Annotated in this window: 26 protein-coding genes and 2 tRNA genes; 10 read left to right on the top strand and 18 right to left on the bottom strand. The window is 43.1% G+C overall.

Going from position 1 to position 26,582, the window contains the following annotated elements:
• Positions 1–227: 227 nt before the first annotated feature.
• Positions 228–404, bottom strand: coding sequence for a hypothetical protein (locus ABDD94_RS02590; protein ID WP_345949374.1), 177 nt, complete (start codon positions 402–404; stop codon positions 228–230).
• Between the two features lie 138 nt (positions 405–542).
• Between ABDD94_RS02590 and ABDD94_RS02585 the strand changes: the two genes are divergently transcribed.
• From ABDD94_RS02585 to ABDD94_RS02575, 3 genes are all read left to right on the top strand, one after another.
• Positions 543–854 carry a hypothetical protein gene (locus tag ABDD94_RS02585; protein ID WP_345949375.1) on the top strand — a complete coding sequence of 104 codons (312 nt, stop codon included), beginning with the start codon at positions 543–545 and terminating at the stop codon, positions 852–854.
• Between the two features lie 84 nt (positions 855–938).
• Positions 939–1,391 carry a hypothetical protein gene (locus tag ABDD94_RS02580; RefSeq protein ID WP_345954551.1) on the top strand — a complete coding sequence of 151 codons (453 nt, stop codon included), beginning with the start codon at positions 939–941 and terminating at the stop codon, positions 1,389–1,391.
• 123 nt (positions 1,392–1,514) lie between these two features.
• Positions 1,515–1,970, top strand: coding sequence for a hypothetical protein (locus ABDD94_RS02575; RefSeq protein WP_345949377.1), 456 nt, complete (start codon positions 1,515–1,517; stop codon positions 1,968–1,970).
• Positions 1,971–2,030: 60 nt separating this feature from the next.
• Here ABDD94_RS02575 and ABDD94_RS02570 read toward each other — a convergent pair whose 3' ends face one another.
• The 7 genes from ABDD94_RS02570 to ABDD94_RS02540 all read right to left on the bottom strand — a co-directional run bounded on the left by ABDD94_RS02570 (position 2,031) and on the right by ABDD94_RS02540 (position 9,441).
• Positions 2,031–2,843: an SDR family oxidoreductase gene (locus tag ABDD94_RS02570; RefSeq protein WP_345954550.1), complete on the bottom strand. Its 813-nt coding sequence runs from the start codon at positions 2,841–2,843 to the stop codon at positions 2,031–2,033.
• Between the two features lie 151 nt (positions 2,844–2,994).
• Positions 2,995–3,972 carry an L-histidine N(alpha)-methyltransferase gene (gene egtD / locus ABDD94_RS02565; RefSeq protein WP_345954549.1) on the bottom strand — a complete coding sequence of 326 codons (978 nt, stop codon included), beginning with the start codon at positions 3,970–3,972 and terminating at the stop codon, positions 2,995–2,997.
• A gap of 12 nt (positions 3,973–3,984) precedes the next feature.
• The gene (egtB, locus tag ABDD94_RS02560; protein ID WP_345954548.1) at positions 3,985–5,130 is read right to left on the bottom strand and encodes an ergothioneine biosynthesis protein EgtB; all 1,146 of its coding nucleotides are present in this window, start codon (positions 5,128–5,130) and stop codon (positions 3,985–3,987) included.
• 1 nt (position 5,131) lies between these two features.
• On the bottom strand, positions 5,132–6,709 hold the full coding sequence (locus ABDD94_RS02555; protein WP_345954547.1) for an ABC transporter permease/substrate-binding protein: 1,578 nt from the start codon (positions 6,707–6,709) through the stop codon (positions 5,132–5,134).
• Complete coding sequence (locus ABDD94_RS02550; protein ID WP_345954546.1) at positions 6,706–7,668, bottom strand: ABC transporter ATP-binding protein; 963 nt, start codon at positions 7,666–7,668, stop codon at positions 6,706–6,708. The genes ABDD94_RS02555 and ABDD94_RS02550 overlap by 4 nt, the downstream gene beginning before the upstream one ends.
• Before the next feature lie 106 nt (positions 7,669–7,774).
• The gene (locus ABDD94_RS02545) at positions 7,775–9,160 is read right to left on the bottom strand and encodes a mercuric reductase (protein ID WP_345954545.1); all 1,386 of its coding nucleotides are present in this window, start codon (positions 9,158–9,160) and stop codon (positions 7,775–7,777) included.
• A complete protein-coding gene (locus ABDD94_RS02540) occupies positions 9,160–9,441 on the bottom strand; it encodes a DUF427 domain-containing protein (protein ID WP_345949384.1) in 282 nt (93 codons plus the stop codon). The genes ABDD94_RS02545 and ABDD94_RS02540 overlap by 1 nt, the downstream gene beginning before the upstream one ends.
• 274 nt (positions 9,442–9,715) lie before the next feature.
• On the opposite strand from ABDD94_RS02540, the gene ABDD94_RS02535 reads away from it, so the two are divergent.
• Positions 9,716–9,787 (top strand) — tRNA-Glu (locus ABDD94_RS02535).
• Between the two features lie 61 nt (positions 9,788–9,848).
• Positions 9,849–9,920: transfer RNA gene (locus ABDD94_RS02530), tRNA-Glu, on the top strand.
• 215 nt (positions 9,921–10,135) lie between these two features.
• On the opposite strand, the gene ABDD94_RS02525 is transcribed toward ABDD94_RS02530, so the two are convergent.
• The 7 genes from ABDD94_RS02525 to ABDD94_RS02495 all read right to left on the bottom strand — a co-directional run bounded on the left by ABDD94_RS02525 (position 10,136) and on the right by ABDD94_RS02495 (position 16,932).
• The gene (locus tag ABDD94_RS02525; RefSeq protein ID WP_345955975.1) at positions 10,136–10,543 is read right to left on the bottom strand and encodes a hypothetical protein; all 408 of its coding nucleotides are present in this window, start codon (positions 10,541–10,543) and stop codon (positions 10,136–10,138) included.
• 196 nt (positions 10,544–10,739) lie between these two features.
• Positions 10,740–11,378, bottom strand: a complete 639-nt coding sequence (locus tag ABDD94_RS02520) for a hypothetical protein (RefSeq protein ID WP_345954544.1) — start codon at positions 11,376–11,378, stop codon at positions 10,740–10,742.
• 49 nt (positions 11,379–11,427) lie between these two features.
• Positions 11,428–12,822 (bottom strand): M20/M25/M40 family metallo-hydrolase, encoded by a 1,395-nt coding sequence (locus ABDD94_RS02515; RefSeq protein WP_345954543.1) that lies wholly within the window; start codon positions 12,820–12,822, stop codon positions 11,428–11,430.
• Positions 12,823–12,855: 33 nt separating this feature from the next.
• Positions 12,856–14,964: an ATP-dependent DNA helicase RecG gene (recG, locus tag ABDD94_RS02510; protein ID WP_345954542.1), complete on the bottom strand. Its 2,109-nt coding sequence runs from the start codon at positions 14,962–14,964 to the stop codon at positions 12,856–12,858.
• 21 nt (positions 14,965–14,985) lie between these two features.
• The gene (locus ABDD94_RS02505) at positions 14,986–15,366 is read right to left on the bottom strand and encodes a RidA family protein (RefSeq protein ID WP_345954541.1); all 381 of its coding nucleotides are present in this window, start codon (positions 15,364–15,366) and stop codon (positions 14,986–14,988) included.
• Entirely contained in the window at positions 15,366–15,509 is a 144-nt protein-coding gene (locus ABDD94_RS02500; RefSeq protein WP_345954540.1) for a DUF6728 family protein, read from the bottom strand. The genes ABDD94_RS02505 and ABDD94_RS02500 overlap by 1 nt, the downstream gene beginning before the upstream one ends.
• Before the next feature lie 70 nt (positions 15,510–15,579).
• Entirely contained in the window at positions 15,580–16,932 is a 1,353-nt protein-coding gene (locus ABDD94_RS02495) for an OmpA family protein (RefSeq protein WP_345954539.1), read from the bottom strand.
• A 152-nt stretch (positions 16,933–17,084) separates the two neighbouring features.
• On the opposite strand from ABDD94_RS02495, the gene ABDD94_RS02490 reads away from it, so the two are divergent.
• The gene (locus tag ABDD94_RS02490; RefSeq protein WP_345954538.1) at positions 17,085–18,374 is read left to right on the top strand and encodes an aminopeptidase P N-terminal domain-containing protein; all 1,290 of its coding nucleotides are present in this window, start codon (positions 17,085–17,087) and stop codon (positions 18,372–18,374) included.
• A gap of 138 nt (positions 18,375–18,512) precedes the next feature.
• Positions 18,513–19,340 (top strand): glycosyltransferase family 2 protein, encoded by an 828-nt coding sequence (locus ABDD94_RS02485; RefSeq protein ID WP_345954537.1) that lies wholly within the window; start codon positions 18,513–18,515, stop codon positions 19,338–19,340.
• A 10-nt stretch (positions 19,341–19,350) separates the two neighbouring features.
• Here the strand turns inward: ABDD94_RS02485 and ABDD94_RS02480 are convergent, their stop codons facing one another.
• Positions 19,351–20,466, bottom strand: coding sequence for a glycosyltransferase (locus ABDD94_RS02480; protein ID WP_345954536.1), 1,116 nt, complete (start codon positions 20,464–20,466; stop codon positions 19,351–19,353).
• Positions 20,467–20,524: 58 nt separating this feature from the next.
• Between ABDD94_RS02480 and ABDD94_RS02475 the strand changes: the two genes are divergently transcribed.
• The 3 genes from ABDD94_RS02475 to ABDD94_RS02465 are packed head-to-tail and all read left to right on the top strand — an operon-like array spanning position 20,525 to position 23,267.
• On the top strand, positions 20,525–21,274 hold the full coding sequence (locus tag ABDD94_RS02475; RefSeq protein ID WP_345954535.1) for a glycosyltransferase family 2 protein: 750 nt from the start codon (positions 20,525–20,527) through the stop codon (positions 21,272–21,274).
• 9 nt (positions 21,275–21,283) lie between these two features.
• The gene (locus ABDD94_RS02470) at positions 21,284–22,384 is read left to right on the top strand and encodes a glycosyltransferase family 1 protein (RefSeq protein WP_345954534.1); all 1,101 of its coding nucleotides are present in this window, start codon (positions 21,284–21,286) and stop codon (positions 22,382–22,384) included.
• 4 nt (positions 22,385–22,388) lie between these two features.
• Positions 22,389–23,267, top strand: a complete 879-nt coding sequence (locus ABDD94_RS02465; RefSeq protein ID WP_345954533.1) for a glycosyltransferase family 2 protein — start codon at positions 22,389–22,391, stop codon at positions 23,265–23,267.
• Between the two features lie 222 nt (positions 23,268–23,489).
• Here the strand turns inward: ABDD94_RS02465 and ABDD94_RS02460 are convergent, their stop codons facing one another.
• Complete coding sequence (locus tag ABDD94_RS02460) at positions 23,490–25,631, bottom strand: carboxy terminal-processing peptidase (protein ID WP_345954532.1); 2,142 nt, start codon at positions 25,629–25,631, stop codon at positions 23,490–23,492.
• 301 nt (positions 25,632–25,932) lie between these two features.
• Positions 25,933–26,526, bottom strand: a complete 594-nt coding sequence (locus tag ABDD94_RS02455) for a hypothetical protein (RefSeq protein WP_345949399.1) — start codon at positions 26,524–26,526, stop codon at positions 25,933–25,935.
• Positions 26,527–26,582: the final 56 nt, after the last annotated feature.

The following is a 26,582-nucleotide window of genomic DNA, read 5'->3' as shown; positions in this document are numbered from 1 at the left end:
ATAAAAAGTCGGATCACTCTCGCAGTTATCCGACTCTACATCTACCTATGAAAAACAGCCCTTTGAGTAGGGCTATAATATATAGGCAATTGTTATACCAAGAGTTAAAAAGCCCGTTTTTAGAGCGCCTGAGTTGTCTTTAAGTACTACTCAATTAAATATGTAGAAATATTTACTGTGGAGTGTGAAATTGATTCCCAAAAATTTCCCGATAGTTAAACTGTGTTTTACTCCCTACCATCAGTACGGTTGCCTACCGAGCTGGTATCCCGGCGGGAAGCTGCCGTATCATGCGGATTATTTGAGGGCCCGCCAAATTTATTGCGCGGATTATCCTTGCACGATGCCAATAACACTAAAAGCATTCCGGTTATGATATATTTCGACAGTGTATTTGAACTCATTATTTTTAAAAACATGCTCAAGGCAACTTTTGTTTAATAATAGTTACCAATTTACCATTCTGCAGGCTGTATACCTGTGCAACCAATTTTGTATTATAATATCTTAAACTATATAACCTATAACGTGTTAAATTCTTTATGGACCATAACGTATTCCTTTTAGCTACCGATCCGAATGACCCTTGCCGCGACGTTATACACTCACGTGATAGTGCGTTAAAGGTTAAAGTATACTGCGTTACAAACGAAGATTTTACGCCGGACACCAATGAGATTCAGCTTTTTGGCTATGCCGACAATAAACTGTATGCATTCGAGACGATAAACATTAGTCCCGAAGACGCACTTGATGTGATTAGCGCTATACAATGGTACGCCGATTATATAGAATTTCCGGACATGGAAATATTGCCCGAAGACCCACGAATTGACCAAAGTGCCACGGGGTAAGATCATTGTTGGTTTACCATAGTCCCTAAACAATCCTGGACATAACTTGTAAGTTTAGTATTTACTACCTAAATACACATCGTAATGGCAAATATTACCGAGCAGGATATTATTAACCACCTTAAAGAAAAAATTAATTTTCACCAGCAAGAAGCTAAAAGGCTGGAAGGTATTTTAACTGCCTTTTTGCCCGAACTGGTTGCGGACAACGGCAACCAAACTAATCACATATCGCAACCAGCCGCAAAAGCCAAACTTGTTAAGGATGCTGCCGAGCCTAAACCTTCAAAAGAGCTGGAAATTCCGGAAAAGTATGCTGATAATTTGCCCATTACCGCTAAAATAGCCTTTGCCCTGAAAGAAATCGGTTCGGGCTTTAACGAAGACATTGCCAACGCCATGGCACAATACGAACCCAAGTCTGACGCTAAAACCATCAGCAGGCAAATCTCGAACGTGCTATCAAACCTTAAAAGTAAAGGCCAGATTACCGTGGAAAAATTTGGCCGTAAGGACAAATACTCATTACCAGCTTAAAATTCTTTTTGTATTATAAAGTCCCTAGTTTTAAAAATGATGATGAAAACTGTCAGTTAAATTATTAATCTACAAACTAATGATTTATCCTGGTGTTAATAACATAAACGTTTAAACATCATAATGGCTGATAATCAACAAGAACAAGCGCTATCGGAAATTTACCGCGTTAGCCGGGCCCAAATAGAACATCATGACAATGCCGTTAACCAAAGGGTTATATGGCTATCTATCGGTCAATCTTTTTTTTTCAATGTGTATGCAATGCTGGTAACAGCCAAAGCACCATCACCCGAATTATTTCAGAAGCAACAAATGCTGGCTGTGATATTCCCAATTGCAGCGTTAGCTGTAGCAGTATTCACTTTCATTGATGTGATAGCTGGCTTATTCTACATGCGTAAGCTACGCAGAAACTATAAAGCAGTTACCGACGGCAGCTCAGCTGAAAACTATTACCCTATGCTTAATGGCAATAAGCGCGACCGGGTTTTTCAACGGATATCCCCTTTTATGATACCGCTGATATTCATTATTACCTGGGTTTATCTTTTAATGTTTGATCATAATTTATTATAAAAAAAGAAAGGCTTCCTAATTATCAGGAAGCCTCTTTTTTTTAGTTTAAATGAAAGCCTATTAAACGCCGCTGAATATAGAGAAGCCACCGTCAACGTTGATAACCGTACCGGTAACAAAGGCTGATGCATCACTCAGTAACCAAACTAGTGCGCCAATCAATTCTTCGGCTTTGCCAAAGCGCTTATATGGCGTATTTTTTATAACCAGATTTCCACGCTCAGTATAGCTACCATCTGGCTGGGTAAGCAGCGTGCGGTTTTGCTCAGTCAGAAAAAAGCCTGGTGCAATGGCATTCATACGTATAGCATCGCCATAACGGTTGGCTGCTTCAACTGCAAACCACTTGGTGTAACTATCAACAGCTGCTTTAGCCATACTGTAACCCAGCACCTTGGTAACTGCCTGTTGCGATGCCATGGATGAAATATTCACAATACTCCCTTTGCCGCCTTTAGCCATTACCTCGCCAAATATTTGAGTAGGCATCAAAGTACCCCAAAGATTGAGGTCCATTACCTGGCGCATGCCCTCCATGTTCATGGTAAATATATCTTGGTCGGGCTGTATCACACCGCCTGGCATATTCCCCCCGGCTCCGTTAACCAATCCGTCAATACGGCCGTAGGTATCCAGTACTTTATCACGGGCAGCTATCAAGTCTGCCTCCTTCATTACATCGGTAATTAGCGCTATGGCTTTACCACCGTCGGCATTTACGGCATCAGCACGTTCCTGAGCTATTTTCTCATTACGACCCAATATACCCACGATACCTCCAGCCTTTGCAATACCCTTAATAAAGGCCTCGCCTAAAACACCGGTACCGCCGGTAACTAAAATCACTTTATCCTTGAGAGAGAAATCTTCCATTATTTAGAATTGATTGGTTTGCATTACAAATCAACTAAAAATTTGTCAGGAAGCACTATAGGTTAGTGTATTTTTTACATGTTAAATGTTGCAGTATCGCAGCCTAAAATAACTTTTTAAACATGCCGGAATAAAATCCCTTACAAGCGTTTTACACAGCCTTCCAAATGGCGTCTAAAAACCAGTTTTTACTATCAAAAAAATGGCAAACAGGGTTAAAGCCCGAATCATTGGCCATGCTGTCGGCCTGTTGTACCGTGTATTTTTGTGAGATTTCCATGTAGATATATTCATCCTTAGCAAAGCTTATGGTTTGACCGCAAAGCTGCACCTGCTGATCGGTCAAACTAATTAAGTAACTTTTGCAGGAACCAGTTTGAGGATCGTAAGTTGGATAATGCTCAAAAGCCTCAATATTAAAGTTGGCCCGCAACTCGCTGTTAATACGGGTTAACAGGTTAAGATTAAACTCTCGTGTGAAACCCTGAGCATCATTATAGGCAGCTAAAATAATCTTGGGGTTCTTTTTTAAGTCAACTCCCATCAGCACACTGTCTCCTGCGGTGAGGTGGCTGCGCAGTTCCACACAAAACTGCCGAGCATCGGTTACCGGCATGTTGCCAATGTTTGAACCCAGGAACATAACCACCTTACGCCTTTGTGAAAGTTGAGCTGCTTGTTCGAGCATTTCAAAATACTCACCCGTAAGGCCGGTGAGCTGCAGGCCCGGCAAGGAAGCCGGGAGTGCATCCTGCAAATAATTGATCACATGGCCCGATATATCGATGGGCACATAGGTAAACTCCGCCCGTTGGTTTAGCAGATGCCGTAGCAGGTGGGTAGATTTCATGGCATCGCCGGCACCCAGTTCGATCAGGTCAAAAGCGCTGCCATCGGCTATAATGGCCTGGGCCAGCTCTTCAGTTTGGCGGGTAAATATTTCCAGTTCACATTTGGTAGGATAATACTCTGCACAATTCATAATATCCTGAAAGAGCTCATCTCCGCGGGTATCGTAGAAATATTTTGCCTCCAGGTATTTGGGCGATGCAGTAAGACCAGCCAATATATCATCACAAAATTGTTGGTTGATGCTAAACTCGGCTACAGAGGTATCGGTATTCTTCATAAGTAACAATTACTATTTGGCTAAACGGATACCGTTAAAAAGCCAGCGCATATTTGGATGAAAAAAATTACGGTAGGTGATGCGGCTGTGCCCCTGTGGCGTAGCTTCTGAAGCGCCGCGCAGCACTTTTTGGCTAACCATGAATTTGCCGTTATATTCACCTATAGCACCGGGTGCTTTGTTAAAGCCCGGGTAGGGCAAATATGCGCTTTCGGTCCACTCCCAGCATTTGCCCCAATTAAAATGTGTAGCGGCTACTTCCCACTCAAACTCAGTTGGCAGTCGCATACCTTTCCAGGAGGCATAGGCATATGCTTCGTAATAACTAACATGCCCAACGCTTTCCTTCAAATCAAGCGGCTCTAATCCGCGCAGGGTGTAAACAAACCATTCGCCATCTATAAGGTGCCAGTACATAGGGGCGTTTACCTGGTTTACTTTTACCCAGTCCCACCCTTCGGCATGCCAGTTCCTAAAATCCTGATAACCACCGCTGTTAATAAACTCCAGATATTCACCATTGGTTACCAGGCTACCGCTAATCTCGTAAGCGTTCAGGTAAACCTTATGTCGGTTCAGTTCATTGTCAAAACAAAAATCTTCACCCTGATGCCCCACTTCATACACACCTTCGCTAATACTGATTAAGCCGGGGGTACTCTCAAACTTAGGGCAGGAATAATCCTTATCATAAGCGGGGAAAAGTGGGTTATGACCCAGTATATATTTAATATCGTAGTATAAGAGTTCCTGGTGCTGCTCCTCGTGGTTAAGGCCTAATATAAAAAGCTCCTTTACCTCGGGCGATGGCTCCTGGCATAAGAACCGCTCTATGGCTTCGTCCACATATTCGCGATAGCGGTAAACATCCAGCACGGTTGGCCGGCTCAGGTTACCCCTGTCAGTCCTGATTACGCGTGCGCCAACGGTTTCATAATAACTGTTAAATACATAGTTGAAGTTGGGGTCATACTCCTGGTAACCCATAAAGTACGGCTTCAGAATAAAGGTTTCGAAAAACCAGGTGGTATGGCCTATGTGCCACTTAGGCGGACTCACATCTGCAATGGGCTGTACAACGTAATCTTCGGTTTGCAAATGGCTGCAGATACGCTCGGTACGGCGGCGTACCGTTCTGTAAGAGTCGGCTAGGGTCATACTATTTATTACTATCCAAAAAGCGTTTCAGGTCGGTAATTGTTTTGATGTTAAGGTCATCAGATTGTTGTTTCCGCATCATTAAAGCATACGCATTATTAAAGCCTATTGGTTTTAACCATTGTATATGGTAACGCTGTTTAAACTGCTGCTGCACATATTGGTAAGTTTTATCCCGGTCTGCCCCCACCTCATTCACCACCTTGACTGAAGGCTGCAGTAATACCAATAAACCGGTGCCGGTATATTCGGGATAAAAGTCTATTTGGTTATTGGTTAGTGCATCGAAGCAAATTTTTGTACCGCCCAAACCGGTTTTGGTTGATGCAGTATAAGGCGTGTAGCCTTCAATCAGCATACTGTACATACTAGCCAAAATATATTGTTCGCCAAAAACCTTGGAGCCAATACGCACGGTACCCCCAGCACGGCCGTTTTGGCTGGGTTTGTATAAATGATGGGCAACTAAAAAATCTTTGGCTACACGTTCGGGCGTTTGGTGCAGGTAGTCGGTGCGGTAGTTTAGCTCCGTCATTACCGAATCATTAATATGGCCCGATAGCAGATTAAGTGTCTTTTCCAGTTCCGGAAACTTCGCCAAGGCATCCTGCCTTACTATAGGCGCTGCGTAGTAGGGCGGAAAGATGTTTTTGTCATCATCCAACACCATTAAGTTATAAGCTTTCAGGCGGCCATCGGTAGAGTAACCGCTAATAACATCAAGTTGCTTTTCATAAGCGGCTTTATACATCACGGCATCGTTAATCACGATCGTGTGCATTTTTAAGCCGTACTTTTGCTGCAATCCAAGGTTACCATCTTGTCGCCCCATAAACTCAGGTGTAAAACCGGCCGTTAGCTTAGTGCCCATAGCAGACGGAATTAAGTAGAAAGAGGCCAACAGGAGCGCTATAACCGGTAAGGCATACAAGCCAACTTTAAATTTTTTAAAACTAGTTTTTTGCAAAGCTGACAGTAGCAAATCGAACAGGATAGCCAATAGCGCTGCAGGAATGGCACCGGCCAGTATCATATTACTGTTGTTGAGCGATATGCCCCCAAAGATAAATTCACCTAATCCGCCGGCAGCTATGTACGATGCAAGGGTAGCAACGCCTACATTAATTACCGTAGCAGTGCGTATACCGGCTAATATAACAGGCATAGCCAAGGGCAATTCTACCTTAAGCAGCACTTGTTTTATACTCATACCCATGGCTAAAGCCGCCTCTTTTACCGCAGCATCAACCCCGGTTATGCCAGTGTAAGTGTTACGGATGATAGGCAAAAGGGCATATAAAAACAAAGCCACAATAGCCGGCTTTGCGCCTATACCCAACAAGGGTATCATAAACCCTAGTAAGGCAATGCTCGGAATTGTTTGCAGCACTCCTGCAATACCCAATACCGTGCCCGACAATTTCCTTTTACGCGCAATAAGTATACCCAGCGGCAAACCAATAACTACGGCAATTAGTAAAGAAACGAAGGTTAGCCCTATATGCTCAAGTGTTTGGGTAAACAACTTGCCCGACTGTTGCTGCATAAACTGCCATAACGTTTGCTGTTGCTCGTTCATACCGGTAGGTTTACTTGATACTGGTGATAAGCCGTCATGAGTTGCTCAAAAGTTATAGTTTTAGCCTCGATAGCCGGCGGCGGTACAATTAACACCTTTTCGGTATTGCCTTTAAGTACTTCCATAGCCATCCACATACTACAGGTTGATGGCAGGTTAACATCAGCACCCGATATATCAGTTGCGGGTGGTAATAGTTCCCATATATCTTGCAGGGTAATGGCTTTTAGTTCTAACTGCAGGCGTTGCGCGTTCAAAAAATCTTTTACAAATTTATCAGCCGGCTTAAACAGTAATTCGGCCGGTGTACCTATTTGCAACAGGCGCCCTTTATTCATCAACGCTATTCGGTTACCCAGTTCAAAAGCCTCTTGTACATCATGCGTTACCATTACTATGGTTTTGCGCTTTAATTCGTCCAGCTCTTTAAACTCAGCCTGTATTTGTGCGCGGGTAATGTTGTCTAATGCGCCGAACGGCTCGTCCATTAATAATACGGGCGCATCGGCCATCAGTGCACGCGCCAGGCCAACACGTTGTTGCTGGCCTCCGCTTAATTGGTTTGGATATTTTGTTAAAAGATCGTTAGGAAGATGCAGCTTATTGAGAAGCTCTTGCGTACGCTTATTGATGCGCTCATTATCCCATTTTAACAATTTAGGAACAACAGCTATATTTTCGGCAATTGTATAATGAGGAAATAAGCCATTGTTTTGCAATACATAACCCATATTACGCCGTAATAATTCTACGGGTTGTTTGGTTATGTCTTGTCCGTTAATATACACCTTACCGCTGCTAGGCTCAATTAAACGGTTCAGCATTTTTAAGGTGGTAGTTTTTCCGCAACCGCTGGTACCCAGCAAAATCAGGTTATCGCCTTCCGCAACCTCAAACGACAGATCATCAACGGCCTTGGTTTGGCCGTAATGCTTACTTAGGTTTTGGACCTTAATCATGGCTAAATATAACGATATTATACCAAAAGCAGCTTACATAGAACAATCACCAAATTTTGCACAGCGACAGTACATTTTGTTGTTAATACCGTTTCAGGATCTTACCTCAATCATCCAATTTCATGAACAGATTATTAAGCGATTCGCTATAAGTAGGGTGTGCAAAAATACAATACCGTATCCGGTCATAAGTTATACCGCCCTCCATAGCCATCTGTAAAACAGTCATGATTTCGCCGCCCTCCTCGCCTAATATGGCTGCGCCTAATATCTGCTTGGTATCGGCATCTACAACGGCTTTCATCAGGCCCCGGGTTTCGCCTACCTCAACAGCACGGGCTACGTTTTCCATCTTCAACACAGCAACTCTATAGTTTAAGCCCTGTTGTTTAGCTTCATTTTCGCTTATACCCACCCTACCCAGTTGAGGGTCAGTAAACATGCAGTAAGGTAGCGGACGACCGTTAGTGGTTAAATCCTCACCTTGCAGCAGGTTGCGCCATACTATGGTAAAATCGTTGTAGGAGATGTGGGTAAACGCTGGTCCGCCTTTTATATCGCCTAACGCATAAACGCCAGGCACGTTAGTTTGCAGTTTTTCATCAACCTTTATATACCCTTTATCGTCCACTGCTATGCCTGCAGCGTCGAGATTAAGCGCCTTGGTTTGCGGCTCGCGGCCCGCCGCTACAAGTACATGAGAAACCTCGAGTTGCTCTGTACGGCCGCCCAGATCAAGCGTGGCTAAAATTTTACCATCAGCGTTTTTTTCAAACTTTTTAGCCTGCGCATTGCCATGAATAGCAATTCCCTCTTCTTCCAAAATATGATTGACCTCGGTAGCTATGTCCTCATCCTCATGGCTCATAATGCGTGGGCCACGTTCCAATAAGGTGATTTGGCTTCCAAAGCGTCTGAACATCTGCCCAAACTCCAATCCTATATAATTACCTCCTATAACCAAAATATGATCAGGCACGGTCTCGAGTTCCAGTATACTGGTTGATGTTAAGTAATCGATGTTCTGCAGTCCATCAACATCAGGCACAACAGTTTGCAAGCCTGCATTGATAAAGACCCATTCGGCCTGTAATTCCTCAGTACCTCCTTCGTTCAATTTAACTTTAACTGATTTAGGGCCGGTAAAACTGGCTTCGCCAAACAAAAGGTCTATGTTAGGATCGTCTTCTAAACTTTTTTGATTGCCGCTGCGCGAGTGCATCACAATATCATCCTTGCGCTTTTTAATCTGAGGCATATTTATACTAAAACCATCAATATGCACGCCCAAATTATCACACCTACCGGCCAGGTAAGCCGCGCGAGCTGAGGCTATCATGGTTTTGGTTGGTGTACAACCATCATTTACACAGGTACCGCCAACCCAACGCTTCTCTATAATGGCCACTTTTTTCCCACCCTTGGCCATTTTACGTGCCAGCGGACTACCGGCCTGCCCCGAACCAATAACAATTACATCATATACTTTCATTATTCGCTTACCTTTACCCCTTTCCAAAAGGCAACATAATCTTTTATCTCAGCCGCAGCCGATTTAGGTTCGGGGTAATACCAGGCAGCATCCTTATTCTGCTGGCCTTCAACTTCTAATGTATAATAAGAAGCCAATCCTTTCCAGGGACAGGTAGTGTGGGTATCTGAAGATTGAAGAAAATCGGAATTAACGCTCTCTTTCGGAAAATAATGATTGTTTTCGATAACAATGGTTTGATCGCTTTCGGCAATTACGTGGTTATTCCATACGGCTTTCATAATGGATAGGTCATTGTGTTAACACAAGGCAGCAAGCCTTGTGGATGACATTAGTAAAAATAATCTTTTCATCCTTTTGTTTCATATACCCCCTTTTAAGCTTACACATAAAAAATTTAAACATTTTTTAACCAATATTTTTTACTTTTTCAGATAAACGTCTATCTTTGCAGTCCCAAAATAAGGGATTGTTCTTTGGTTTAAGCTATTGTGTTGGGCATTAAGTTAATATTATAGGTTAACCGAAACCAACTTTAGAATGCCAATTATATTTGGCCCGTTCGTCTAGGGGTTAGGACGCCAGATTTTCATTCTGGAAACAGGGGTTCGATTCCCCTACGGGCTACTTTGATGATTAAAGGAATGGTCAACTTTAATCATATCTTGATACCGACCACTTATTATTTGGCCCGTTCGTCTAGGGGTTAGGACGCCAGATTTTCATTCTGGAAACAGGGGTTCGATTCCCCTACGGGCTACTAAAGCGCCTTTCTTAATTAGAAAGGCGCTTTTTTTATAAATTCTTTTCCACTAATCTCCTATGGCTACATAGTAAACTGTTTTATAAATGTTATCTAAAGCAGGTTACTAACATGCCTTTATTACCATTGAAGATCTGTAAGCACAACTTCAAAATTACAGGTATGCTCACTCATGATATTAAGGTATGCCCCATCTGGTAGCGGTAAAGATTTTACTTCCGTGTACTTAAATTTATGGCCCTTTCAATTCGTGGCCTATTATATCGTTGGAGGAAAATTGGATAAAGGTGTAATAAAACATTTAACAGGAGTAGCCACAAAGATTTCACAACTCCGAATTTGAATGCAACAAAAACGTTAAATCCTAAAACTATAAGTAAGATGATTAAGTGGTCCAGTTCAGACTTTTTTGTTTGGTAATATAAATTCATCAAGGATTTAGTATTATTCTCGATCGGGTTGGTTTTTCGTGTAAGCTTTTCCCAGCCAATCAAAACCAGGAACTTTCTGAACAGATTTATTCCAAAACCTTCGTATACTTTCCCACGTCTTTCCCATTTCTTGTCTTTAAAGTAAGAAGAAGTGAGCTGACTTTTTAATGTGTCGGTAAAAAGAATCATAAAGAACATTAAAAGGAAATTCAGGATCCACGCAAACGAAAATCCGTCCATCTTGATATAATGAACCAAGGCATAAATCGAGCCAATTGCAATTACTCCAATTAATGTTAAGGTTAGGGTTTTTCTCATTAAGTACATTTATGGCGTTTAAATAAAGCATTGCCCAGTCAATTTCGATAATATGATCTTACCTTTTTCAATTTTTTCGGAGCTTTCCATCAGACATTAACTGGTAAGTCAATTTTTCTTTAAGCTTAGCGTTGCCGTTTTCAATTTGGTTAGTCACTATTGATATCTTGTAATTCTTGTCAATAGAAAATGTGGTAAGTTCTTTATAACGATCATCATCCGGCTCAAACCACTCACCTTCCACATACTGGTTAGCAACAACTTTCTTATCATTTATAGTAAGCAGGTAATAGCGGTAGCTAAAGTCGCCACAGTCCATCGGAACCAGTACTACATTAACTTTTTCAAAGTCGGGTAGCGAAATATACCTTAAACCCTTGTTTTCACAAAGGAAATCATCTACACCAGCAATTTCGCAAGGAAGAATCTTATAGTTGGCTTTTTCAGGATTGATAGTACCTTGGTAGGGCAGGGTATACTTGCTTCTTTCAAAACAATCACCTACATGCTCTTTAAAATCCTTATCAGTATACTTCTGTTCAGGGCCGGTTATATCGCCACTTGGTTCGCTTTGGTTCTCAGTTTTTATACTGTTACCAATGGGCATTTTGCGGTCGGCTACCTTTTGCGAGGTATTACTATTGCAACTAAAGAGGCCGCTAAATACAAAAAGCAGTATAACCGATAATGTATTCTGAAATCTCATTATAAACCTTTTACTTCAAACTACTCACTCTCCACAATGCAACCTTGGTTTAAAAATTCAAACCGTGCTGGTCAATCAGATAGATGAGCGACGCAATAGACGCAGCGCCTAATTCGAGCTCACGTTTGTTCACATTCTCAAACACATCATTAGGCGTATGGTGAATATCGAAATACCGTTGCGAATCCGGCCGGAAACCAATAAGCGCTATGTTAGGATGTGTTTCGCGTAGCGGACCGATATCCGTACCGCCGCCGCCTGCTACCATCCTGTCGGCTTCGTACGGTTCAAAAAGCTTTTTCCATTGCTGGTTTACCGCGTTCAGAAAGGCAGGCGTAGCACGCTCAAAGCTAAAGCCCCTTGGTGTAAAGCCGCCTTCATCCGTCTCAATAGCTGCAATATGCTCTTCCTTATCTTTTAAAGCCTGCTCTGCATATTTGATACCACCTTTGTGGCCGTTCTCCTCGTTCATAAAAAACACGGCACGCACATTATTTTTTGGCTTATAGCCTAACGCTTTAAATATGCGCAACACCTCAACCGACTGCATTACACCGGTACCGTCGTCATGTGCGCCTTCGGCTAAATCCCATGAATCGAGGTGACCGCCTACAGATATGTATTTATTGTTATTCTCGGTTCCTTTAATTTCGCCAATTACGTTGTACGATAAAACATCAGGCAGCATCTGGCAATTGGTTTTCAGAAAAAACTTTACCGGCGATGAACCTTTCTGCTTTAACAAGCTGCTTAACTTGTTCGCTGCTACTGTTGACAACGCTGCTGCGGCTATCTTAGGGTTAGTACCATAGTTGGTGCCACCCGTATGCGGATAGTTGTCCAGCGCGCTTGTAAGCGACCTAACAATGACTGCTACAGCGCCATACTTAGCCGCCATGCCGGGGCCAACATTACGCTGATCGCCGGCTGTACCGTAGGCCGATCCTGCTTCGATAAAGCGTTCATCAAACGGGCGGTTAAAAAACACGATTTTTCCTTTTATTTTGGCTTCGCCTAAAGTTTGCAGCTCCTGCACGCTTTGCAATTCAACCACCTCGGCCGTAATGCCGGCTTTTGGCGTAGCTACCGACATGCCCAGTGATGCCAGCGCTACAGGTGTGCGCGTATTGCCGCTAATTATAATCCCCTGCTCCTTTGCGCCGCGCTCCCAATGCGGCACCATTACCTCTTGCAGGTAAACGCGGTCGAATCCATAGCCGTCCATTAGCTTCTTGCTCCATTCAACTGATTTTTGGGCACCTGTTGAGCCACTCAGTCTCGAACCGATCTTTTTGCACAGGTAGCGCAGGTTTTCATAACACTGGCCGTTTACCAGCGCTTCATCAAAAATCTTGCGCATCATAACAGAATCGGTTTGTCCGTTTGCAGATATGGACAAACCCACACCAGCCACTAAGAACAGGACGGTAGCTTTTAATTTCATGAAAAGAGATGTTTTATGCCGTTAAGATAGCAATTAGGAAATCTTATCCCAACTCAGGCCGCCATTTTTTGCCTGAGAAGCTTGATGCAGGACTTGATTTTCGGGCAGGGTCAGTTGCGGATCATGCGCAAAAATATCTTCAACAGCTTTGCGTGCCTGTAGCAATAATTCCTGGTCGGTAGCCAGGTTAGCCAATTTTAAATCTAACACGCCGCTTTGCTGGGTGCCTTCAATATTACCCGGGCCGCGCAGTTGAAGATCAATTTCAGATATTTCGAACCCGTTATTGGTGCGAACCATGGTTTCAAGGCGTACTTTGCCTTCGCGGCTCAGCTTTTGACCGCTCATTAAAATACAATATGATTGCTCGGCACCCCGGCCAACGCGACCACGCAATTGGTGCAGCTGCGATAAGCCAAAACGTTCGGCGTTTTCAATAATCATTACAGATGCATTCGGTACGTTAACACCTACCTCAATTACGGTAGTAGCCACCATAATCTGTGTTTCACCTTTTACAAAGCGCTGCATTTCAAAATCCTTATCAGTGGCGGAGAGCTTACCATGCACCACGCTGATTTGATACTGCGGCGGCGGGAATTCACGCAACATGGTTTCCACACCATCCATCAGGTTCTTCAAATCCAGCTTTTCGCTTTCCTGAATTAGCGGATATACTACATACACCTGCCTGCCTATGGAAATCTCGCGTTTCATGAAGCCAAACATTTGCAGGCGCTGGGTTTCATAAAAATGCAAGGTTTCGATGGGTTTACGGCCTGCAGGCAGTTCGTCAATAACGGATACGTCCAAATCACCATACAAAGTCATGGCCAGCGTACGCGGAATGGGGGTTGCCGTCATTACCAGCACATGCGGCGGGATAGTGTTTTTGCGCCACAATTTGGCACGCTGTTCTACACCAAAGCGATGTTGCTCGTCAATTACCACAAAGCCCAGGTTTTGAAACTGAACGGCATCCTCAATGAGCGCATGCGTTCCTATCAAAATCTTGAGTTCGCCGCTTAGCAACTTTTCATGGATCACCTTGCGGTCCTTCTTTTTGGTAGAGCCGGTTAACAACGCTACCTCTAAAAAGTCATCCCCTAAAAGGCTTTTGATAGATATATAGTGCTGATTGGCCAGAATTTCTGTTGGAGCCATCATACAGGTTTGGAATCCATTATCAATAGCCAGCAGCATACTCATTAAAGCCACTACGGTTTTACCACTGCCTACATCGCCCTGTAGCAAGCGGTTCATCTGTACGCCGCGTTGGGTATCCAACCTTATTTCCTTTAACACCCGCTTTTGGGCATTAGTAAGCGGAAATGGTATTTTGTGATTGTAAAAGGTATTAAATGATTCGCCAACGCTGCCGAATATATTGCCTTTAAACTTTTGGGTGCGTAGCAGCTTATTTTTGAGCAGGCGTAATTGTATCAGGAAAAGTTCTTCAAACTTTAACCGGTGCTGAGCTTCAAACAACAAGTCTGGACTCTCGGGAAAGTGAATTTGGCGGTATGCTTCTGCCCTACCCATCAACCTGAACTTTTGAAGAATGTAAAGTGGCAGGTTCTCATGTATGTCTTTTGCATACTGCTCAAGCAATATAGCCACCAGTTTTTGCAAACCTTTACTATCAAGTGAAAACGTTTTAAGCTTTTCAGTTGAATTGTAACCCGGTTGCAAAGTCATATTCCCTTTGCGTTTAAGCGCCTCGGGCGAGTAAGGCTCCACTTCGGGGTGAGCCATTTGCGGCTTGCCGTTAAACATGCCCGGCTTGCCAAAAATAATGTAAGCCTTACCTACTATAAGGCTTTTTTCCACCCACTTTATACCCTGAAACCAGGCCAATTCCATTACACCTGTATCATCCTGTACATGTGCAATTAAACGCTTGGTATGCTTTTCGCCTATTATTTCTTTATGGGTTAGGCGAGCTATAACTTGTACGTAGGGTAGTTCTGGATTTATATCGCGTACTTTGTAAAAGCGCGTACGGTCAATATACTTAAACGGGTAATGCCGCAGCAGATCCTCATAACTAAATATACCCAGTTCTTTTTTTAAAACTTCGGCACGGGCTGTGCCTACACCTTTTAAATAATCAATAGGAGTTTGAAATACTGACGCGTTCAACGTTAACCGATATATAACTGCTTAGCCTTTATAGGCAATAACCGAAATCTCAACGTTCACATTTTTAGGCAGGGCCGCTACCTGTACAGTTTCGCGTGCAGGGAAGTTGCTACTAAAGTATGAGCCATAGATTTCATTCACTTTGGCAAAATCGCCCATGTCCTTTAAAAAGATGCTGCTTTTTACCACATTGCCGAATTCGAGTCCTGCCTCTGTCAAAATGGCTTTAATATTTTCCATCACCTTGGTGGTTTCCGTAGGGATGTCAGTCAGAATCAGTTCGCCCGACGCAGGGTCTAATGCAATCTGACCTGATACAAACAGCATATTGCCTGCTAAAACAGCCTGGCTGTACGGGCCAATTGGTGCCGGTGCGTTGGTGGTATTAATTATAGTGCTCATTATTTTTTAAGTATAAACCAGTCTATCAACTTCCAGATAATGCCCAGCACAAATATAATAATGGCTGTTGCATTAATAATGTGCATTACCTTCAGGTTAAAGCTGGTTGGGCGGTTATCGTTCTTTTTGCGGAAGAAGTACATAAAACAAAAGTAATAAAAAAAGGCTCCGGGTTATCCGGAGCCTTTTTCAAAGTATTAATTTCTATTAAAATTATTTTTGCAAGAACTCAACACGACGGTTCATTACACGTCCTTCTTCAGTTGAGTTGTCAGCAATTGGGTTAGTTTCACCTAAACCTTTTACTTTAACACGACGAGCTTCAACACCAGAGTTTACTAAGTAAGTTTTAACTGAGTTAGCACGGTCTTTAGATAAACGCAGGTTGTGAGCTGCAGTACCTTCAGATGAAGCATAACCGTTTAAAGTTACAGATTTAGCAGTGTTTGAACGCATATCAGCAGAAACTGCATCTAATACGCCGTAAGAAGAAGTTCTTAACACTGAGCTATCAAAGTCAAACTGGATGTTTGAGTAAGCTTGAGCAGTACCAGCACCATTACCAGCTAAAGAGTCAGTTGGGAATTTGATTGGGCAACCAGCACCATCAACTACTGTACCAGCAGGAGTGTTAGGGCATTTGTCAAATTGATCAGACACACCGTCACCGTCAGAATCTTTTTTCAGGTCGTTAACAGCGTTTTCAACGTTAGTAACGCGACCTTTTAAAGCTTCAACTTCTTGACGTAAAGCTGCATCATACAGTTCGTCATACATCATAGCAACTGGGTTAACCCACTCTAAGTTTGGTTTTGAGCTTGAACCGAAAGTGTACTCTAAACCACCGTAACCATATGAGTAACGGTCACGAGTAGGGTAACCTCTTTTCAGAGCGTCTAAGTTGTCATCATCAGTGAAGTTAACATTGTAGCCTAAGTTTAAGCCCCAAGCATCTGATAAACGGAATTTAACACCAGCACCAACTGGAATTACTAAGCTTTTTACATAGTGCTTAGAACCATCAGCGTTTGTGTAACGAGCTTCAGTACCACCAGTAGTGATGAAGTGTGGGTTATACCATACCATACCAGCACCAGCGTTAACGAAGAAGTTAACTGAATTTTTACGACGTAAGAAATCGATAGTAGCAACGTTTACTTTACCACTTAAAGTTCCTTGCCAAAAACGAGAATCGTAAGAACGGAAACCGTCACGTGCGCCACCAATAGCGCTGTTGTTGTTACCAGCAACTTTACCACCGTTTGCATCTAATTGCAAAGCAAATGAATGTGCTAATTGCCATTTTAATGAAGCACCGTAACCTAATGACACAACGTAGTCAGTGTAGTCATGAGTACCGCCGATAGCAGTAACTGGTGATACAGCGCCAGCGTTCAGGCCAAAGCTCCAGGTGTTGTACTGGCCTCTGCCACCAAATACTTTGGCGGTACCAGTTGATGTCGTTGTAGTGCTTGCAGTTGAATCAGACTGAGCATTGGCAGCGCCAACAGCTAAGAGAGATACAAAAGAAAGCGCGACTGTTTTCTTTAATGTAGAATAGTTCATAGTTTTAAGATTAAACAATTTTTAATTGTGATTTTACTTATTAAAATTAGTACTTATGTTTGATCGTTTACCAAACACCGTTCCAATTTTACTAATATTGGAGACAAATAAATGCAAAATTTTGTTTTATAAAAATTAAATGAACTTATTTCATGAAATATCTACCTATAGATAACAACTTATTTATTTTAAATAGAAAAAATTTCGTTTCACGATTAAAGCCCAATTCCATAGCCCTTTTTAATGCTAATGACGAATACCCACGTAGCGGAGATCAAACTTTCGTATTTAAACAAAATGCCGATTTCTTTTATCTGTCTGGTATAGATCAGGAGCAGAGTATACTGTTACTTTTCCCGGATTGTCCTAATCCACTATACAGAGAAGTACTCTTTTTAAGACAAACCAATGAACACATTGCGGTATGGGAAGGCCACAAGTATACAAAGGACGAAGCGAAAATGACTTCAGGTATACAAAGCGTATACTGGTTGCATGACTTTGAAGCAATTTTGCACAGTATTATAAACTATGCAGAACATATATATATCAATACAAATGAGAACGACCGGTTCCTGCCAGGTGTACCTTACCGCGATTTGCGATTCCTGGAAGACCTGCGCAGCAAATACCCGCTTCACTATTATGAACGCTCTGCTCCTATAATGAGAGACCTCCGCGTAGTAAAGTCGGCCGTTGAAATTGAACTGACCCAAAAAGCATGCGATATTACACGTGATGCTTTTACCCGTGTACTTAAATTTGTAAAGCCCGGCGTTGCGGAGTACGAAATTGAGGCAGAGATAACACATGAGTTTTTAAGGCAGCGTGCTACCGGGCATGCCTATACACCTATTATAGCATCTGGCCACAACGCCATTGTGTTACATTATATAGATAACAACCAGATTTGCAAAGACGGCGATGTAATTTTGTTCGACTGGGCAGCCGAGTATGCCAATTACAATGCAGACATGAGTCGTTCAATACCGGTAAGCGGCCGCTTCACTTCGCGCCAGCGACAGGTATATGACTCGGTACTGAGGGTGATGAAGCAGGCTACGCAAATGATAGTGGCCGGAACAGTTTGGAATGAATATCATGATGAAGTAGGCAAGATCATGACAGGCGAACTAATTGGCCTGGGTTTGCTTGACCGCCACGACGTGGAAAAACAAGACTCCAAAGCACCTTTGTATAAAAAATACTTTATGCATGGTACTTCACACCACCTTGGTTTGGATGTACACGACTTTGCCAGCCGCTACAAGCCATTTGAGGTGGGTAACATATTAACCTGCGAACCTGGCATTTATATACCGGAAGAAAGCCTGGGCATCCGCCTGGAGAATAACATCCTCATAACCGAAGGTGGCAATGTCGATTTAATGGCAGGCATTCCGTTAGAGGCTGAGCATCTCGAGGAAATCATGAATAGCTAAATTCTATCATATATTTTAAAAACAGGCAAGTACTTAACGGTGGTTGCCTGTTTTATTTTATATCGTATTTAACAAGCTGCCTTGTTACTATAGTGCCCTATACTAATCAGGTGGTGTTTTGTATCTTTGCTACCTACAATGGCGCAGGATGGACAACACACCCCAATAGTGGGCAAAAACAGGCTCAAGGTAGCAGTGCTCATATCAACCTATAACTGGCCTGAGGCTTTAGAGTTGGTAATCTTGAGTTTGCTGCGCCAAACGCGCATGCCCGATGAAATACTGATTGCAGATGATGGCTCGCGCCCGGAAACCACAGTGCTGATTGATCATTACCGGAAACTATTTACCGTTCCTGTAAAGCATGCCTGGCAGGAAGACAAGGGTTTTCGGAAATGTTTAATACTAAACAAAGCTGTAAAATTGTCTGAAGCGGATTACATAATTGAAATTGATGGCGACATTATTGTTAACCCCAAGTTTGTAGCCGATCATGAGCGTGCCGCCCGCAAAGGATACTTTATGCAAGGTAGCCGCACCATGCTTACCGAAGCCAAGACTAAAGAAATACTCCAAACTAAACAAGTCAACTTCCACTCCCTGTCGCAAGGCTTATACAGCCGTTTTAATGCGGTACGTATACCCTTGTTGTCCATGTTCTTTAAGCCCGATCCGCGCAGCTCCTGGAATGTAAAGGGGTGCAACCTGGCTTTTTGGCGCGCCGATTACATTAAGATAAACGGATACTACAATGATTTTGAGGGTTGGGGCTGGGAAGACTACGAATTTGGTGCGCGCCTTATTAATGCTGGTGTCCTGAAAAAGCGCCTTAAAATGGCGGCTATCAGCTATCACATCTTTCATCCCTGGCATGATAGGGGCAACTTCTTGCCCAACGAGCTCATCTACCGAAAAACCGTAAGCGATAAACTTACTTACTGCCCCAGCGGCTACCACGAAGTTTAGTTTTTTACCGCTAACGGTGCCTGTATATTACTAAAGCTATAATAGCCAAAGTGTAAATAGCCAGCTTTACAATCTTGTAACGGTTAAGCCTGAAGTGCCGGGCCTTGGTGCTGCCATCATAGCTGAAACGTTCACCCAGTCCGGCTAACCGGAATCTTTTGAGGTTACCAATCAGCGTTCCCCATTCATATACCAAGCGCAAGCGCATAACGTTAAAGGCGGTTCCGAAAGACAGCCTTTTGTTATTGCGCCGTACTCGCATTATGTTGGTTATATATTCCGCAAATAAACTAATTGCTATAAAGAATAAGCCATAGTTCACAACAGGCCGGTAAAAAAAGTGGACCACAAATACCGCTACCACTATACAAAACAAGGTTTCGGGTGTGTTCAAAAAATCGTACCAGCGGTAAGCCGGATTACGTTGGGCTAGGTAACTGTTACCTATACCATAACGATAAAAGCGGGTGTAGTCTGCCCGCCCATTGTTCCACCAGGGGTGCTCGGCCTGTGCATGGGGCAAGCAGCGATAATTAGCAAATCCGTTTTGTGCGCGTATACGCAAAAAAAACTCTACCTCTTCGCCTCCACCCGTTTTAGGATAAGCTGATGAGAATCGCACATCTCCCAAAGCACTGCGCTTCACCATAATATTAGCTGATGCTCCCCAGGCAAAGTATTCATTATGCTGCGCTGCACCAAAAATAGCCATTGAACCATTAGCATAAACCGCCCGGGCAAAAGCTGTGGGTGCAGGGGGCATAGTTACTAATCCAATAAAGCCAATTTCATGCGATTGTTGCTGTGCGGCGGTTGCGTAAGTAAGCAATAAGTCCGGATTTACTTCGATATCGTCATCCAAAAACAAAATCCAGTCGCCTTTACCAGCTTCAATGCCGCGGTTACGGGTGGCCGATGCGCCCAAATTATTTTCGTTAATAATCAAACTAACCGTTTCATTATCTACCAGGGCTGCTATGCCGGCATCAGGCACCAGTGTAGGGTTATCGGCAATTAAAAAGAAGTGTATAAGCGTATCGGCAGGCCTTCCTAACTTTAGTATAGGCAATAAAGTAGCCGGTGTTAGCCGGAAAGAAGGAATTATGACATCAATACTGATAGGCATGCCGTATGTTTGTGCAAAAATAGCTTAATTTATCAGTTTATGTTTAAAGCCGTTTAACATGAGGCAGGGAGGCAGCCGTACCGTTCAAAACCAGCAACTACCGCTGGTAAGCATTATTATAGCTACTTATAATGCAGCAACACATTTGCCTGGCTGTCTGGATTCGATTACAGCACAGGCTTACCCGGCTATTGAAGTGATTATTGTAGATGGCGGGAGCACCGATGATACTATTACAGTTTTGCAACAGTATAATGCATACGTTAACCGCTGGGTAAGCGAACCCGATAAAGGCATATACGATGCGCTGAACAAGGGCACCGGGCTGGCCACCGGCAAATGGCTGTACTTTTTAGGGGCCGATGACCGCCTGCTTACCGGCTTTAGCGCAATGGCACAGCAACTGAAAGACGAGGACACTATATATTATGGGAACACCAAAGCCGAAGGGCCGCTGTTTACAGGCGAGTTTTCGGCATATCGGTTAGCTAAGTACTGCATAAACCATCAATCCATATTTTATCCTGCCAAGGTGTTTCAAAAATACCAATACAGTTTAAAGTACCGCATTTATGCCGATTATGCGCTGAACTTACAGGTATGGGGTGATAAATCTATCAAAAAACAATATGTAGACATACCAGTGGCCTGGTACAACTTAACCGGCTTTTCGGCAGTGGCTAATGATGAGGCTTTCAAGCACGATAAGCCCCAGATCATTAAAAAAAGTATGGGCTGGTTAATGTACCTGCGCTTTTTATACAAACGCCGCAAAGAGCAAAGCAGGCCGGGCAGTAACTTTTATTAAAGCACACGTATGAAAGTACTGTTCGATCATCAGATTTTTTCACTACAAAAATACGGGGGCATATCCCGCTACTTTGCCAACCTGCATCGTGGCTTACAGTCTGCGGGCCATCAAAGCGCTATTACCGCGCTATATGCCGAGAACGAATATGTTAAGCATGACGCATTCCTGCTAAATAACAACCTGGGTGAAAGTTTATGGAAGGGAAAGTTAAATAAGTATTACAAATGGAACAGACGCTTTTCGCGCTGGAGTTTTAAAACACGCGCCTTCGACGTATTTCATCCTACTTATTACGACCCCTACTTTATTAAATACCTTAAAAAGCCCTGCGTAGTTACTGTGCATGATATGGTACATGAGCTATACCCCGAATACTTTCCGGATGCAACGGAGGTAATTGCCCGAAAAAAGCTGGTGATGGAACGGGCAGATGCGTTGATTGCCATATCAGAGTTTACCAAAAGTGATATAATAAAAGTATACCCGCAGCTGGCTAATAAGATACACGTGGTGTATCATGGCTACCTAGCTCCGGACGGTTCAACCGATAACTTAATTAAAGAGAATGTAACACTGCCCCAAAATTACCTGTTGTTTGTGGGAGAGCGCTGGCACTATAAAAACTTCCCCTTGTTTGTGAAAGGCATAAGTCCGCTTTTACAGGCTAACCCCCAGCTTAAACTGGTTTGCGCGGGCGGTAAGGCTTTTACTAATGCCGAATTGCAGCTATTCCATCAACAACGCATTGGCACACAATGCCAGCAAATGGATGTTACCGATATGCTGTTGCAGCAGTTATACCGGCAGGCTAAATTATTTGCTTTCCCTTCGCTGCATGAAGGTTTTGGCTTGCCCTTGTTGGAAGCCTTTGCCAACCAATGCCCGGTGATATGCAGTAACAGCAGCTGTTTGCCAGAAATTGCCGGCAATGCGGCCATCTATTTTGACCCCTTGCAACCTGCCGATATAGAACAGGCAGCTGCACAGGTGCTTGGCGATGAAAATTTACAACAGCAGCTGAAGCAAAGGGGAAATGAAAGGCTTGCTTTGTTTACCTTTGATGCTTGTGTGCAAAACACTATAAAAGTTTACCAATCTGTTTTATAAGCTCATGAAAGTAGCAGGTTTTACCTTTATCCGCAATGCGGTAAAAAATGACTACCCCGTTGTGGAAGCCATTACATCTATACTATCCATTTGCGACGAATTTGTAGTAGCGCTGGGCAATAGTGAAGATGATACCGAAGAACTGATTAAAGGTATCAATTCACCTAAGATCAGGATCATTCATACCGTTTGGGATGAATCTTTACGCGAGGGAGGATCGGTGTTTGCCGCCGAAACGGATAAAGCCTTTGCCGCTATTTCACCCGATGCCGACTGGGCCTTTTACATACAGGGGGATGAAGTGGTACACGAAAAGTATTTGCCGGTTATTCAACAGGAGATGGAAGCTAACTTAAACGACAAGGCTATTGAAGGCTTGTTGTTTAAATACCAGCACTTTTATGGCTCGTACGATTACTACGCGCATTCGCGCCGATGGTACCGTCGCGAGATAAGGGTTCTGCGCAACAATAAAAACATCCACGCTTACCGGGATGCCCAAGGTTTCAGATGGGCCGACCGCAAGATTAACGTAAAACTGATTGACGCTTATATTTATCATTATGGATGGGTAAAACCACCTAAAGGACTGGAAAGCAAACTGCGTAATTTTAATCAGTTTTACCATGATGACACCTGGATAGCTGAAAACCTGCCCGAAAAGTTTGAATTTGATTTTAAGAATGCAGACCGCCTGCTGGCTTTTGAAGGCACACACCCGGCCGTGATGCAACGCCGCATTAAAGCTCAAAACTGGAAGTTACAGATAGACCCCGAACAACTCAAAAAGAAAATGTCGCTCCGTCGCCGCATACTTCAAAAAATTGAAGATTGGACCGGCTGGAGGGTTAGTGAATATAGAAACTATAAGTTGGTAAAGTAACGAAGCAATACCGTAGATCACAGATTGCGGCTTGTACAGGGTTTAACCTCTATCGTTGCTCCTTGATGTAAAGGATAGTTACGCACGCTTACAATTTGTTCCAGACACTCAACTTTTTTTGCAAAATCAGCCTCCACTAACTTTAATAATTTGTCCGAACAATTCCTTATAAACAAAAGACGCCCGGCAAGCGGGCGTCTTTTGTTCAGTATAGTGTAAAACTTACGGTTGTTGCGGTATTACGTTAGTGTAACGGTTGGATTTCTCCAGGTTTATATAGTCGGTCATAATTTGGCCAGCTTCCATTTTCAGAAAATCCAAGTCTTCGTTTTTAGGACGCGTTGCACCTTTTTTAAGAGGAGCTAGCCCTAACGCCGTACGGCGCAGGTTGTTGCGTTCAAAGGTCTTTTGTTCTTCTGAATCCCGTTCTTTTTTAAGGTCGGCCTCGTTTAGGGTTACGCTGGTTTCGCTTTGGCGCTTTTTATAGTCGGCAATGTCTTCCAGCATATACTTGTAATTGGGGTTGCTAGCCATACGTTGCTCATGTAGCTTGGTTAGCTGCGGAATCACACTGCTCAGATCGCCAACCTTGGTATAAGCACTTTTCTGAACCATATCAAATGGTAAAGCTGATGGCTCGGTATCCTCGCCATATTTATCTAACGGGATAACAGATGGGAAACTTATATCTGGCGATACGCCTTTGTGCTGTGTTGAGCTGCCGCTGATGCGATAGAACTTAGCGATGGTTAAATTTAACTGTCCAAATTTAGACTCTGCACCCGTGCCAGATGATTTTTTGTTCATGGCAGTGGTAATCATTTCCTTAATAGATGGATTGATGACCTTGTCCAGTTCAATAGCGCTTTGCACGGTACCTTTACCATAAGTTTGTGTACCAATGATCAAACCACGGCCATAATCTTGAATGGCACCAGCAAAGATTTCAGAGGCTGAAGCGCTAAAGCGATCGGTTAACACGGCAAGCGGACCAGCGTAAGCAACAGCCGGATCTTCGTCTTCGTTCACTTCCACACGGTTGCGTGTATCACGTACTTGTACTACAGGGCCATTCTTTATAAATAAACCAGTAAGCTCAATGGCTTCAATCAGCGAGCCGCCGCCGTTTTGACGCAAATCTAAAACCACACCATCTACACCTGCGCGTTTAAGGGTGTCTAAAATTAGTCTAACATCGCGGGTGGTGCTTTGATAGTTAGGATCTTTTGCACGGTAAGCATTAAAATCAATATAAAATGCCGGTACGTTAATTACCCCAATTTTAACGGTTTTACCATTGGAGTTATAGGTACGTATCTCTTTTTTAACCAATTGATCCTTCAGCACAATTTTTTCGCGCACCATTTCAACCAGTTTAGGCTTTGAGCCAGCTCCTGCTCCTTTTGGTAATATGCGTAAACGTACAGTAGTACCTTTGGTGCCGCGTATTAAGGCTATAGCATTCTCTATACGCCAGCCCACTACGTCCTGAAACTCGCCGGCTTTGCCTTGGGCCACGCCTACAATGCGGTCATCAATATTAATTTGCTTGCTTTTATCGGCAGGGCCACCGGCTACAATAGTTTTTATGGTGATGTACTCGTTTTCTGATGCCAGCGAAGCGCCGATACCTTCTAACGAGCGCGACATTTCGATATTAAAATTAGCCGCGTTGGCCGGGTTAAAATAGTTGGTGTGCGGATCTACCGATTCGGTAAAGGCATCCATAAACAACTGGAAAACATCCTGATTGGATATTTTTTTGGACTGCGAAAGCAAATTTTGGTAACGCTTGCGTAAGGTTTCTTTATTCTTGGCAACGTCTGCATTGGCCAGTTTAAGGTTCAGCAGGTCATATTTAACGCGCTGGCTCCACAACTTGTTCATGTCACCTTCTGATGATACCCAAGGCTGCTTTTCCCGGTCGTAAGTAAAGGTTTCGTTAGTATTAAAATCGTATGGCTTATCCAGTTGCGCTAATGAGTAATTGATGCGCTCGAGGTAGCGCTTCTGGTAAACGTTAAAAATATAGAAAACGTTATTCAGGTTGCCGGTTTTCAGGTCGTCGTCAATCGTAGTTTTAAAACGCTCAAAATCCTTAACGTCAGATGCCAGTAAATAATTACGGTTATCATCAAGCGATTTTACGTAGCGGTTATATACCACTTCGGACAACGAATCGTTCAGCGCAACTTTTTTGTAATTATAACTGGAAATAAGCGAGGCTACTTCTTTGGCCACCACGCTTTGTTGCTGATCGGGCTGGAGATTATTTGACCCATCCACCTTCTCAGCACCCGGGGTTGAAGCCTGGCAAGCCAAAGCGGCGCCCAACACCAGGAACATATATAACTTTTTAAACATTTCTTTAACCGGTTTTAATTTAATATCTGGTAGATTATAAAACATCAATATTAGTGCCTATATTATACAATTGCCAAAGTAAATAAAAAAGAGACAGCATTTTAGCTGTCTCGTAATATACTAATGTAAATATAGGATACAATGTTTGGTAAGTGGTTATAATTTACCTAATACTAACAGGAATGTTATTACTGTGACTTTTAAAGGAGAACCAGCTCTTACTTAACCTTATGCTAATCGACTTCCCTAAACAAAAAAGCCTGGATTAAACCAGGCCTTCATTAAATATTTTTAGGCTTAATTATAAAGCAGCCTGACTGTTAACACCAACAGCGGGCTTTAAAGCAGCCAGTTTGTTTAATTGCAACAAGTCCAGCCGCTTTTTAACCGATTGAACATCATCTTGCCAGTTATGTGCCGTGGCCATAGTGCGGGCCTCTTCCAGATCCTGTTGAGCCAAGGCAAAATCGCCAATGGCCGATTTTACGCTAGATAGTTCCATTAAATTAGCAATGGTTAAACGATCATTACTTTGCTGGCGCGAAAGGTTATTACTTTGCAGAAAAAACCATTTAGCCTGCGACAACTTGTTTTGCTGCACGTATATTTTAGCCAGTTCGTTAAAACTGTAACTGGCATCTTCATACTCCCTGAAACGCATTTGGTGCTGTGCAGTTTTCATTACTATACGCTCGGTAAGCTTTAGGCTGTATGGGGTTTGTCCTATTTCAACACGGCTTATCTTATTACCTTTTAGCTGAGCGGCCGGTAAACGGAATGGCCGACTTTTAGTTTCGGCAATCAACGGATAACGTGGGTGTTTGGCAAAGGGCCAAAACTGCGCCGAGGCCGACATAGCAATGGTACAAAAAAAAGCAAGTAACAATACTTTCATTGAGCTGTTGTTGAGTTTCTTTAAATTAATTAGCAAGTAAAATTACCGCTATTTTA

This window comes from Mucilaginibacter sp. PAMB04168, assembly GCF_039634365.2.
In the GTDB taxonomy this organism is placed as follows: Bacteria; Bacteroidota; Bacteroidia; order Sphingobacteriales; family Sphingobacteriaceae; genus Mucilaginibacter.
Note: the sequence above shows the minus strand (reverse complement) of the source record. Positions and strands in the feature narration are given on the sequence as shown.

Coding starts and splice junctions, on each gene's coding strand:
- ABDD94_RS02570 (WP_345954550.1), bottom strand. CDS start 2,843: ATGGAAGATTTCTCTCTCAAGGATAAAGTGATTTTAGTTACCGGCGGT.
- ABDD94_RS02585 (WP_345949375.1), top strand. CDS start 543: ATGGACCATAACGTATTCCTTTTAGCTACCGATCCGAATGACCCTTGC.
- ABDD94_RS02590 (WP_345949374.1), bottom strand. CDS start 404: ATGAGTTCAAATACACTGTCGAAATATATCATAACCGGAATGCTTTTA.
- ABDD94_RS02580 (WP_345954551.1), top strand. CDS start 939: ATGGCAAATATTACCGAGCAGGATATTATTAACCACCTTAAAGAAAAA.
- ABDD94_RS02540 (WP_345949384.1), bottom strand. CDS start 9,441: ATGAAAGCCGTATGGAATAACCACGTAATTGCCGAAAGCGATCAAACC.
- ABDD94_RS02455 (WP_345949399.1), bottom strand. CDS start 26,526: ATGAAAGTATTGTTACTTGCTTTTTTTTGTACCATTGCTATGTCGGCC.
- ABDD94_RS02520 (WP_345954544.1), bottom strand. CDS start 11,378: ATGAGATTTCAGAATACATTATCGGTTATACTGCTTTTTGTATTTAGC.
- ABDD94_RS02485 (WP_345954537.1), top strand. CDS start 18,513: ATGGCGCAGGATGGACAACACACCCCAATAGTGGGCAAAAACAGGCTC.
- egtD (WP_345954549.1), bottom strand. CDS start 3,972: ATGAAGAATACCGATACCTCTGTAGCCGAGTTTAGCATCAACCAACAA.
- ABDD94_RS02545 (WP_345954545.1), bottom strand. CDS start 9,160: ATGAAAGTATATGATGTAATTGTTATTGGTTCGGGGCAGGCCGGTAGT.
- ABDD94_RS02555 (WP_345954547.1), bottom strand. CDS start 6,709: ATGAACGAGCAACAGCAAACGTTATGGCAGTTTATGCAGCAACAGTCG.
- ABDD94_RS02495 (WP_345954539.1), bottom strand. CDS start 16,932: ATGAACTATTCTACATTAAAGAAAACAGTCGCGCTTTCTTTTGTATCT.
- ABDD94_RS02505 (WP_345954541.1), bottom strand. CDS start 15,366: ATGAGCACTATAATTAATACCACCAACGCACCGGCACCAATTGGCCCG.
- ABDD94_RS02465 (WP_345954533.1), top strand. CDS start 22,389: ATGAAAGTAGCAGGTTTTACCTTTATCCGCAATGCGGTAAAAAATGAC.
- ABDD94_RS02550 (WP_345954546.1), bottom strand. CDS start 7,668: ATGATTAAGGTCCAAAACCTAAGTAAGCATTACGGCCAAACCAAGGCC.
- ABDD94_RS02470 (WP_345954534.1), top strand. CDS start 21,284: ATGAAAGTACTGTTCGATCATCAGATTTTTTCACTACAAAAATACGGG.
- ABDD94_RS02475 (WP_345954535.1), top strand. CDS start 20,525: ATGAGGCAGGGAGGCAGCCGTACCGTTCAAAACCAGCAACTACCGCTG.
- ABDD94_RS02525 (WP_345955975.1), bottom strand. CDS start 10,543: ATGATTCTTTTTACCGACACATTAAAAAGTCAGCTCACTTCTTCTTAC.
- ABDD94_RS02480 (WP_345954536.1), bottom strand. CDS start 20,466: ATGCCTATCAGTATTGATGTCATAATTCCTTCTTTCCGGCTAACACCG.
- ABDD94_RS02575 (WP_345949377.1), top strand. CDS start 1,515: ATGGCTGATAATCAACAAGAACAAGCGCTATCGGAAATTTACCGCGTT.
- ABDD94_RS02490 (WP_345954538.1), top strand. CDS start 17,085: ATGAAATATCTACCTATAGATAACAACTTATTTATTTTAAATAGAAAA.
- egtB (WP_345954548.1), bottom strand. CDS start 5,130: ATGACCCTAGCCGACTCTTACAGAACGGTACGCCGCCGTACCGAGCGT.
- ABDD94_RS02460 (WP_345954532.1), bottom strand. CDS start 25,631: ATGTTTAAAAAGTTATATATGTTCCTGGTGTTGGGCGCCGCTTTGGCT.
- ABDD94_RS02515 (WP_345954543.1), bottom strand. CDS start 12,822: ATGAAATTAAAAGCTACCGTCCTGTTCTTAGTGGCTGGTGTGGGTTTG.
- ABDD94_RS02500 (WP_345954540.1), bottom strand. CDS start 15,509: ATGTACTTCTTCCGCAAAAAGAACGATAACCGCCCAACCAGCTTTAAC.